Source organism: Paraliomyxa miuraensis (assembly GCF_026337845.1).
In the GTDB taxonomy this organism is placed as follows: domain Bacteria; phylum Myxococcota_A; class Polyangia; order Nannocystales; family Nannocystaceae; genus Paraliomyxa; species Paraliomyxa miuraensis.
Window position 1 is genome coordinate 1 of record NZ_JAOVZF010000005.1, and the last position, 206, is coordinate 206.

Below are 206 nucleotides of genomic sequence, written 5' to 3' on the forward strand. Positions count from 1 at the left end.
ACGCGTCACGGCAGCGACGCCGGACAGCCCGGCGGTACGCCGGAGTTCACGATCCGGGTGACCCCGGACATGTGCGCCGAGATCGCCGCGTGCTCCGGCGGCGTGACCAAGCGCGGCCCGGTCTACATCTGGGACGCCCCAATCGACGACTTGGCCCGCACCGCGGCGGACATCGGGACCGACTTCATCCCCATCGTGTCGACGCT

Annotated in this window: 1 protein-coding gene; it reads left to right on the forward strand. The window is 70.9% G+C overall.

All coding sequences use genetic code 11. The features are described 5' to 3' along the window. On the forward strand, positions 1 to 206 hold a 206-nt coding region (locus OEB96_RS00020), incomplete at both ends, for a hypothetical protein (RefSeq protein ID WP_266213323.1).